Genomic DNA, 9,447 nt, shown 5'->3' with positions numbered 1-9,447 from the left:
CACCGCGCTGAATGTGACCAATCGCGAACGTTTCTTTTCACTGCTGCGCACGGCCTATTCGTTGTTTGACACGGTCGTCGGCGTCAGCCGCGCCCAGTACAGTTGGCTTGTGACACGCGATCTTGTGGCCTCGGATCGCTCCTGCGTGATCCGCTCTGCCGTGGATCTGTCCGCGTTTTCACAGCTGGACGCGCCCAAAGGGGCCTGTCGGGTCTTTGGCGCAATCGGAAGGCTTGAGCCGCAAAAGGGCTTTGACACGCTGATCATGGCGTTCAGCCAATGTCAGGATCCCGACGCGCGCCTTCGCATCTTTGGTCGCGGTGGCCAGCATGATGAGCTGTCCCGCATGGCCCAGATCGACTCGCGTATATCGCTGGAAGGACACGCGCCCGATCCTGTGCGTGCAATGTCCGAGGTTCAGGCAGTTCTGCTGCCCTCTCGCTGGGAGGCCTATGGGCTGGTTGCCCAAGAAGCACTGGCTGCGCGCCGCCGCACCCTGGTTTCCCCCGTTGACGGGCTGTGTGATCAACTTGAAGACGGCGCCTTCCGCGTCGAACGCAATACGGTCGCAGACTGGACACGCGCGATCAACGACAGCCTGGACGCCGACCTAAGCAAGATCCCCGCGTCGCAAGAACGGCTGTCGGAACGCGTTGGCGGCGTCTTTGAACGAAATTGGGAGGGGTTGATCGCACGCAGCTTGCCAAAGGCTCTGCCGGTGGCGGCGTAAAGATAACTGGCGATCCCTGAAGGACTCGAACCCTCAACCTGCTGATTAGAAGTCAGCTGCTCTATCCAGTTGAGCTAAGGGACCGCTGGCCTTTGTTTCGCCGCTTGGCAGCGATTTGTCAAACGCCTCTTTGATCCAAATGCCAAGGCTTTGCGAACAGTGTCAAAGCCTTGGCAAACCGACGTTTCGGGTTAGCCCAACCCAGCGTTGCTTTTGAACCGGGTAAATCGATTTCAACGGCTTTACCCAAGGCGAATTACGCCGCAAATGCGTGTAAACTTGCGCCGAGCATTTGAAAAAACCCTCTTTTCGTGCGATGACCGTGCCAATTGCCGGAGGAGGCCGCCGAAAGGCACCGCGAATTACGATGACGGACTCAGAAAACCAGGGCATCACTGCTGCGAATTTTGATATTGCGGATTTCATGCCGTATCGACTGGCCGTTGCCGCGCGCGCATTCAGCGAAGAAATAGCGGCCATCTATCGCGAAAAATTTGGGCTTTCGATCCCAGAATGGCGTGTGCTGGCGCATCTGATGAAAGAGGGCAAAGCATCGGTCCGCGACATCGAAGCCCGCGTGACCATGGAGAAATCGAAAGTCAGCCGCGCCGCAGACCGGTTGCGGGAACGCGGCTTGCTGACCAAACGCGCCGACACAGTTGACCGACGGTTGGTACATATCGAATTGACCCAAGAAGGAGAGGCGCTGATGGCAGAGTTGATCCCAATGGTCATTGCCCTGCAAAAAGACGTCGAAGCCCGATTGGGTGAGGATTTCGAAGGTTTGGACCGCGCGCTGACGCGGATTTTGCAAGGAGACGTCAGCTAGCCGCTGACATCCCCAATTCGCTTAAGTTTTAGTGCTCGATCGCAACAAAGTGCCCGTCTGAGACTTCGCGCATGGACACACGCTCTGGCGCTTCGCCGTCGGCCCAAACAGGGCTTGGGATATCGCCGGTCAGCAACGAGCGTTCCCGACGTTGCCGAGGATCGGCAATCGGCGCGGCATCCAGCAGACGTTTTGTGTAAGAATGCTGTGGGTTTTCAAAGATCGCGCGCCGGGTTCCCAGCTCGACAACCTGCCCCAGATACATCACCGCCACACGGTGCGCCATGCGTTCGACCACGGCCAGATCATGCGTGATGAACAGATAACTTAGCTGCATTTCCTCTTGCAGCTCCATCATCAAGTTGATCACCTGCGCCTGCACCGACACGTCCAACGCCGACACGCTTTCGTCAGCAATCACCAGCTCTGGCTTCAGCGCCAGAGCACGGGCAATACAGATACGCTGACGCTGCCCCCCCGAGAACTGATGCGGGAACTGTTGCATGTGTTCGCGCAACAGACCGACCCGCTCAAACAGCGCGGCTACGGTTTCGTCAAGTTCTGGCCCCTTGCACATCAAACCGTTCACGATCAAAGGCTCGCCCACCGCAAATCCGACCGTACGGCGCGGATCTAAGCTGGCAAAAGGGTCCTGAAAGATCATCTGCATCTTGCGTCTGTGTGCGCGCATCTCGCGGGGGCCAAGCTTTGTGATGTCAGCCCCATCCAACAGGATTTCGCCGGTATTGGGCGTGTCCAGTCGACATGTCAGGTTCGCAAGTGTGGATTTACCGCACCCGCTTTCGCCAACAATCGCCAGAGTTTCAGCGCGCCCAAGTGTCAATGACACATGTTCCAACGCATGTACTTTGCCGCCTTCTTTCAGACGGTAAGTCCTTGAGAGGTCGCGTATTTCCAACAAAGGCGTCATTTGCGGTCCTCCGGCACCTCAATAAGATCAAACCGGCGGGGATTGTCCTCGCCCGTCATCGAGCCAAGCTGCGGCACGGCAGCCAAAAGAGCCTGCGTATACCGGGCCTGAGGCTTGCTAAAGATGTCCAAAACAGAGCCCTGCTCTACGAGTTTAGAGTTGCGCATCACGACAATGTCGTCTGCAAATTCGGCCACAACGCCCATATCATGCGTGATCATCATTACGGCGGATCCGGTGTCCTTTTGCAGCTCTCGCATTAGACCCAGGATCTGCGCCTGAATGGTCACATCAAGGGCCGTTGTCGGCTCGTCCGCGATCAGAACGCGTGGATCACATGACAGCGCCATCGCGATCATCACCCGCTGGCGCATCCCGCCAGACAGTTGGTGCGGGAAGTCGTTCAGCACCTTTTCGGGGCGCGGAATGCGGACCCGCTCAAACATCTCAAGGGCGCGCGCTTGGGCTGCGTCACGGTCCAGGCCTTGGTGCAGCTGCACGGCTTCGACCACTTGGTCGCCGGTTGTGAAAACCGGGTTCAAGCTGGTCAGCGGTTCCTGAAAGATCATCGCGATGTCGTTGCCGCGGATCTTGCGCATGTCGGCCTCTGAGGTTTTCAGAAGGTCGATGACAGAGCCGTCTGACTTGGTAAATAGAATTTCACCCTCGGCAATCTCGGCGCGTGTGCCCAGTGTGACGAGTTGCATGATCGTCAGGGCAGACACCGATTTGCCCGACCCGCTTTCGCCCACAATCGCCAGTTTCTGGCCCGGATACAGGTTGAACGACAGATCATCGACGGCTGTAAATCCACCGAAATTAACGGTCAGGTTTTTGACTGACAGAATCGGAGTGCTCATCCTAGCGCCCTCTAAGTTTAGGGTTGAAGGCATCGTTCAGCCCGTCGCCGATCAGGCTGACAGCCAAGACTGTCAAAAAGATCGCAATGCCAGGGAAGGCCACGGGCCACCAAGCGTCCAGAATGTATTCACGGTTCGCACCGATCATCAGCCCCCAAGACATCACGTTGGGATCGCCCAGACCAAGAAAGCTGAGACCCGCTTCAAACAGAATGGCGACGCCGACGGTCAGGGTTGCGGATACGATCAACGGAGGCGCTGCGTTTGGCAGGATAACCGTCCAGATGATGCGGCTGTTACTGGCCCCGATTGACCGCGCGGCGCGGACATATTCCAACTCGCGGATCTTTAGGAACTCGGCGCGGGTCAAACGTGCTGTCTGAGGCCAGCTGACGACGCCAATCGCTATGGCGATCGTTATCAAAGATGGCGAGAACAGCGTGACCAGAACCATCGCGAACAGCAGCGCAGGCAGAACTTGAAAGAACTCGGTGACGCGCATCAGCAGCGTATCTGCCCAGCCGCCATAAAAGCCTGCCAGCGCGCCGATTGTGATGCCGATGACCATGGTCAACAGCGCTGCGGCCGCGCCGACTGCGAGGGTTGGTGCCCCGCCTTTCAGCAGGCCAGCTACCAGATCTCGGCCCAGATAATCCGTGCCGAAGGGAAACTCGGCCGTGGCTCCGGGCAGCTCGTGTGGGGCCCAGACGATTTCAAATGGGTTGCCCGCATAGACCAGCTGCCCATAAAGAGTGGCGCCGATGACACCGATCAGAACGAACAGACCAGCCATAGCCGGCACGTTGCGGCGGAACATGCGCCAGGCTTCACGCCCGGGAGAAGACGTCGAATTCATGATTTTCCCCGCAGTCTTGGATCGGCCCAGCGATAGCTGAGGTCGGTGAGGATATTGGCAACAACCACCATGGCGGACGCAAAGAACAGAACGCCCAGAATGGTCGGATAATCGCGGCGCAGGATGCTGTCGAACGCAAGCCGCCCCATACCAGGCCAGTTGAACACCGTCTCGACCAGCAAGGCCCCTGAAATCAGGTTGCCAAACTGCAGACCGGCAACAGTCAAAATAGGCAGAGCCGCGTTGCGCAGAGCGTGTTTGAACAGCACTTTGCGTTCGGTCAGACCCTTGGCGTGCGCCGTGCGGACATAGTCAGAGGCCAGAACCTCGAGCATTGAGGCACGACACAGCCGTGCATATTGCGCCAGATAGATGATCGCGAGTGTGAACGCCGGCAAGACCAGATGGTGCATGATGTCCAGCGTGCGAATAAAGATGGATGCGTCACGCAGCTTGACCGACGACATGCCCTCGACAGGGAAGATCGGGAAAACTGCGGCAAAAAGGATGATAAGCATGATGCCCGTCCAGAAGACCGGCACAGCATAGCCGATGGCCGCAAAGACTGACACGAACCCCGAGATGACGCCCCGCGGGTTGCGCGCGGCAATCACACCAAGAAAGACACCGATGGCAACCGACAGAAACTGAGCTGTCAAAACCAGCAGAATGGTTGGGCCGATACGGTCAGCAATCAGCGAGGCGACGGGCTGATTGAAAAAGAAACTAAATCCGAGGTCACCGGTCGCAAGATTGCCCAGATACAACCCAAGCTGGATCAATATCGGCTTATCTAGTCCATATTCCTCACGGATAGAGGTCAGAACTTCTTCTGTTGCACCGCCCATTTCACCGGCGATCACCAAGGCCGGGTCACCCGGAGCAAGTCTGATCAGAAAGAAGTTCAAGATCACCACGCCGACCATCAATAGAAGGCCGTAGGCGATGCGTTGGGTCAAAAATTTCGACACGTTTAGATCCTCGAAGATGGTGCGGAGCATGAGCCCCGCACCAAAGAGCTAGGGATGACTGATTATTCAGCCCATTCAATTGTATCCATTGGGTGCATTGCGCCCCAGATTCCAACCGGTGGGTTTTCAAGCTTGTCGCTATACGCGGTGTGGAATGGCAGGGAGTTTACCCAATAGACCGGCAGGTCTTGTGCAACGATCTGCTGGAACTCGGCATAGAGCGCAGTACGCTTTGCCAGGTCCTGCTCAACCGCAGCTTGCTCAAGCAGGCTGTCGACGGTCGCGTTTTCGTACTGCTGTGTGTTGGACCAGATAACGCCTGGAACAATGTTGGAAGACAGATACGTACGGTGCACACCGATCACAGGGTCACCCCAGTTGAAGACGATGTCCATTGTCGCTTCAAAGTCATAGCTGTTGATGCGGCCGGCCCATGTTGGGAAGTCCGGGGATGCACGCAGTGTGACATTGATGCCAACTTTCGCGAGCTGAGACTTCAGGTATTCCGCAACAGTTTGCTGCTGCTCTTTGAAGGCTGGGATATAGTCGATCGCCAGATCCATACCGTCCGCATAGCCTGCTTCGGCCAACAGGGCCTTGGCTTTGTCCAGATCTACGTCATAGGCTGGGATAGAGCTGTCGAAGAATGGCGATGTCTCGATGATTGGACCACGTTGTGGCGCCGAAGTGCCGCGATGCAGTGCCTTTGTGATGAAGTTACGGTCGATCGCATATGCAATCGCCTGTCTGACACGCACATCAGAGGTTTTTTCACCCTTGGTGTTGAACGCCAGCCAGTTGATTGGGCCGATACCCGCATAGCCGTCAGATGTCACAGTCAGGCTTTCAACGCCTTCCATGCGCTTCACCTGCTGAGAGCCACCGATATATGGCCACATGTCCGCGTCACCATTTTCCATGGTGATCATCAGAGACGATGCATCCTTAATGATACGAACGATGATTTCATCCAGCTTTGGACGACCGTCGATGAAGAAATTCGGGTTCTTTTTCAGGACGATAGACTCACCTGCGGTGAAGCTGTCGAGCATGTAAGGACCAGAACCGACAGGTGCCGAGTTGGCTGGGTGCGATTTAAGGTCTTGGCCATCGTCATAAACGTGCGCTGGCAGAATTGGCGACAGCGCTGGGGACAGCGCCAGAAGCAAGGCTGGGTGCGCGCGGTCCATGCGGATCACGGCTGTTTTGTCGTCAGGCGTGTCTACGGCCACAACGGGTGCGAACATCGATTTGAACGGGTGGTTTTCTTTGATCGCCAACAGCGAGAATGCAACGTCCTTAGAGGTCACAGGCGCCCCGTCGTGGAACGTCGCGTCCGCATTCAGGTTCACTGTCAGGCTCAGGCCGTCGTCAGAAAAGCTCCAGCTGTCTGCCAGATAGGGCTGTGGAGTCCAGTCGTTGTCATAGCGTAGCAATGACGCAAAGATCTGGGTGGATGGCAGCGCAGTGGCAAAGCCTGACTGCACAGCTCCGTTCAAGTGCCGCGGTACCTGGCTGGTCGCGATGGTCAGCGAACCACCATCTGCCAGGACCGGTTGCGCAAAAATTGACGCTGCGGCCAGGCTGGCTGCTGCGAAAAGTTTTGTCGTTCCTTTCATTATAGTCTCTCCCTTTTGGATTTTATTATCGGGAAAGCTAAATTGCATTCGTTCATCTATAAATAACGGTTATGACCAGATATAGATACATTTTTTGTAACTTAACTCAGTCGACAGCTTCGGCGGACAACAAATGACGAAAGCCCCCCTCTTTGGCAAAGGCGTCGCAGGTTTTCAGAACAGCGCGCACCAGAGAGGACTTCTGACTGGCTGCTGTCGAGGCCACTCCATAGGTGGGCGCCTGCAAGTCTCCTTGGATGCGTTTGGCCACATAACCCACATCATTGGCTCGATCCAAAGGTCCGCAGACATTCAGTATCGTATAGCCAAGCTCGGCCGCCACCAACCCACGTAGCACTGACGAGCTTTTGGTGGAATGCACCACGTTGATCCGCAGATTTTCCTTGGTGAACAGACCTTCGAAGTATTCCGGCGCACCAGGCAGATCCAGCAAGATCATCGGCAACTCCGTCAAATCTTGCAGAGAGACGCTCTCTTTCTTTGCCAGATCCCATGTGTCTGGAACCAAGGCCACAGGTTTCGCAACAAACATCGGCAGGAACGGCTGTGCGCGGGATGCGGCGCGTCGATACGTCAGGCCTATGTCAACCACTCCGTTGTTCAGATCTTCTGCCAGCGATTGAAAGTCGCCCTCTTTAATCTCGACACGGATCTCAGGAAACTCTTTTGAAATGCGCTTCAGAAGGGGCGGCAACACATGCGGAGCGGTAGGCGCATAGCACCCCAACCGCAGCGTGCCCGCCGGATCCCCTGTCAGGGTCAAGAGATCAGCCTCAAAGACGCGTGCCTGCTCAAGGAACGACCGTATGCGTTTTCCAGCTTCGATGCCTTTTTCTGTTGGGGCGATGCCCTTTGCAGGCATGCGCCGCAGCAATTCGGCCTTAGAGACGCTTTCAATCGCATCGATCGCCGCGGTGATCGAGGATTGTGAAATATTCATCTCGGACGACGCCTTGGCAATCGAGCCTGTCCGAAGCGCCGTATCGAAGTATTGCAACTGTTTGATTGTGAAGCGCATGGTCGTTCCAACATTTTTTGCAAGATAGGCAGATACTAAATCTATTTTTGCAAGCATCCAAGGCCCGATAGTCTTAAGGAAAATCACAATTGCTTGGGCCAATGAACCTCAAACTTTTCAAAGCGAAATCAATCCTAACGATGGACGAAACCCAGCCAAGGGCCACGCATGTCGCGGTTCAAGACGGCCGGATTGTGGCTGTTGGTGACAGTACATGCGCCGATCATTTGGGCGAGATTTCGGACATCTGCGACTTTGGCGAAGCCGTGCTAATGCCCGGCATGGTGGAAGGCCATGCCCATATCATGGCGGGCTCTATGTGGGGCTTTTGTTATTGCGGCTATCATGACCGGATCGACCCAAAGGGGAACTTGCACAAAGGAATGACGGACATCGACGCCGTCGTTGCCCGACTGCAAGCCTATGAAGCGCAGCTGCCTGAAGGGGCTCCGCTGATTGGCTGGGGCTTTGATCCGATTTTTCTGACAACCGAACGGCTGAACAAAGCCCATCTGGATCAAGTCAGCACGACACGTCCGATCGCCATTCTGTTTTCAAACTTTCACCTGCTTTGTGCCAACTCTAATGCGCTGGATTTGGCGGGCTATGGCCGCGACACGCAGGTCGAAGGTGTTGTGAAAGGGGACGATGGCACACCCACGGGCGAGTTGCAGGAAATGGCCGCCATGTTCCCGGTGATGCGTCGGGTCGGCATTGATTTTCGCGCCCTCAGCAATCCAGACGTTGCGCTTCACAGCTTTGGCCAAGTCTGCCTGCGCGCAGGAGTGACGACCTGCACCGACCTGTTTGCCTCGCTTGATGAAGCTGACGCTGCAAAGCTGGCGCAAGCCACGGCCCAAAGTGACTTTCCCGCCCGCCTTGTGCCCGCTTTGGGAGCAGTCGGCGCAACCCCTGCGGATATTGCGACGAATGCACAGGCCCTTCAGGCCCATTCGACCGACAAGCTGCGCCTGGGGGCCGTAAAAATCATGACAGATGGCTCGATTCAGGGCTGGACCGCCCGCGTTCGAAGCCCCGGCTATATCGGCAACGAGCCAAACGGCATTTGGAACACCCCACCCGAGCAGATTTTTGAACTTTGCGAGGAAATGCAGGCACGCAAGATCCAGATGCACATCCACGTCAACGGCGACGAGGCCGCCGAAGTGTCGCTGGATGCGTTGGAAGCGGCCGCCAAGAAAAACCCATGGCCTGACGCACGACATGTTTTGCAGCACTGCCAGATGATGGACGCAGACTTGATGCAACGGGCTGCAGACCTTGGGGTGGCCTGCAATATCTTTTCTAATCACATGTGGTATTTCGGCGATCAGCACGTCGCACGTACGATCGGACCAGAGCGCGCAGCGGCCATGAATGCCGCCCGTACTGCGTTGGACAAGGGCGTCAGAACGGCGATCCACTCTGACGCGCCGGTCACGCCTATGGGCCCTCTGTTCACCGCATGGTGTGCCACAAATCGGAAAACCATGAGCGGCCAGACCCTGGGCCCCGACGAACAGATCACCGTGGACGAAGCGCTTTTTGCGATCACCATGGGCGCGGCCGAAACTCTGAAAATGGAAACAGACGTAGGCTCGATTACGCCCGG

General features: G+C 56.4%; 7 protein-coding genes, 1 tRNA gene and 1 pseudogene. 3 read left to right on the top strand and 6 right to left on the bottom strand.

The features are described from left to right. A partial coding sequence (locus ACEQWH_RS15540) for a glycosyltransferase (protein WP_370232369.1) occupies positions 1–730 on the top strand: 730 nt, incomplete at its 5' end. A 7-nt stretch (positions 731–737) separates the two neighbouring features. On the opposite strand, the gene ACEQWH_RS15535 is transcribed toward ACEQWH_RS15540, so the two are convergent. After that, positions 738–814: transfer RNA gene (locus ACEQWH_RS15535), tRNA-Arg, on the bottom strand. Positions 815–1,097: 283 nt separating this feature from the next. Here ACEQWH_RS15535 and ACEQWH_RS15530 point away from each other — a divergent pair. Beyond that, positions 1,098–1,559 carry a MarR family winged helix-turn-helix transcriptional regulator gene (locus ACEQWH_RS15530; protein WP_370232367.1) on the top strand — a complete coding sequence of 154 codons (462 nt, stop codon included), beginning with the start codon at positions 1,098–1,100 and terminating at the stop codon, positions 1,557–1,559. A gap of 28 nt (positions 1,560–1,587) precedes the next feature. On the opposite strand, the pseudogene ACEQWH_RS15525 reads toward ACEQWH_RS15530, so the two are convergent. From ACEQWH_RS15525 to ACEQWH_RS15505, 5 genes and pseudogenes are all read right to left on the bottom strand, one after another. Continuing rightward, a pseudogene (locus ACEQWH_RS15525) lies at positions 1,588–3,350 on the bottom strand (dipeptide ABC transporter ATP-binding protein). 1 nt (position 3,351) lies between these two features. Next, a complete protein-coding gene (locus ACEQWH_RS15520) occupies positions 3,352–4,206 on the bottom strand; it encodes an ABC transporter permease (RefSeq protein WP_370232365.1) in 855 nt (284 codons plus the stop codon). Beyond that, the gene (locus tag ACEQWH_RS15515) at positions 4,203–5,177 is read right to left on the bottom strand and encodes an ABC transporter permease (protein WP_370232363.1); all 975 of its coding nucleotides are present in this window, start codon (positions 5,175–5,177) and stop codon (positions 4,203–4,205) included. Before ACEQWH_RS15515 ends, ACEQWH_RS15520 begins: the two co-directional genes overlap by 4 nt. Before the next feature lie 62 nt (positions 5,178–5,239). Further along, entirely contained in the window at positions 5,240–6,796 is a 1,557-nt protein-coding gene (locus ACEQWH_RS15510) for an ABC transporter substrate-binding protein (RefSeq protein ID WP_370232362.1), read from the bottom strand. Between the two features lie 106 nt (positions 6,797–6,902). Beyond that, positions 6,903–7,835, bottom strand: coding sequence for a LysR family transcriptional regulator (locus tag ACEQWH_RS15505; protein ID WP_370232360.1), 933 nt, complete (start codon positions 7,833–7,835; stop codon positions 6,903–6,905). 101 nt (positions 7,836–7,936) lie between these two features. Here ACEQWH_RS15505 and ACEQWH_RS15500 point away from each other — a divergent pair. Continuing rightward, positions 7,937–9,447 (top strand): amidohydrolase (locus ACEQWH_RS15500; RefSeq protein ID WP_370232358.1); only part of this gene is annotated, 1,511 nt, incomplete at its 3' end.

Origin of the sequence: Cognatishimia sp., assembly GCF_964229375.1 — a bacterium.
Taxonomy (GTDB): Bacteria; Pseudomonadota; Alphaproteobacteria; order Rhodobacterales; family Rhodobacteraceae; genus Cognatishimia.
Note: the sequence above shows the minus strand (reverse complement) of the source record. Positions and strands in the feature narration are given on the sequence as shown.

Coding starts and splice junctions, on each gene's coding strand:
- ACEQWH_RS15520 (WP_370232365.1), bottom strand. CDS start 4,206: ATGAATTCGACGTCTTCTCCCGGGCGTGAAGCCTGGCGCATGTTCCGC.
- ACEQWH_RS15510 (WP_370232362.1), bottom strand. CDS start 6,796: ATGAAAGGAACGACAAAACTTTTCGCAGCAGCCAGCCTGGCCGCAGCG.
- ACEQWH_RS15530 (WP_370232367.1), top strand. CDS start 1,098: ATGACGGACTCAGAAAACCAGGGCATCACTGCTGCGAATTTTGATATT.
- ACEQWH_RS15505 (WP_370232360.1), bottom strand. CDS start 7,835: ATGCGCTTCACAATCAAACAGTTGCAATACTTCGATACGGCGCTTCGG.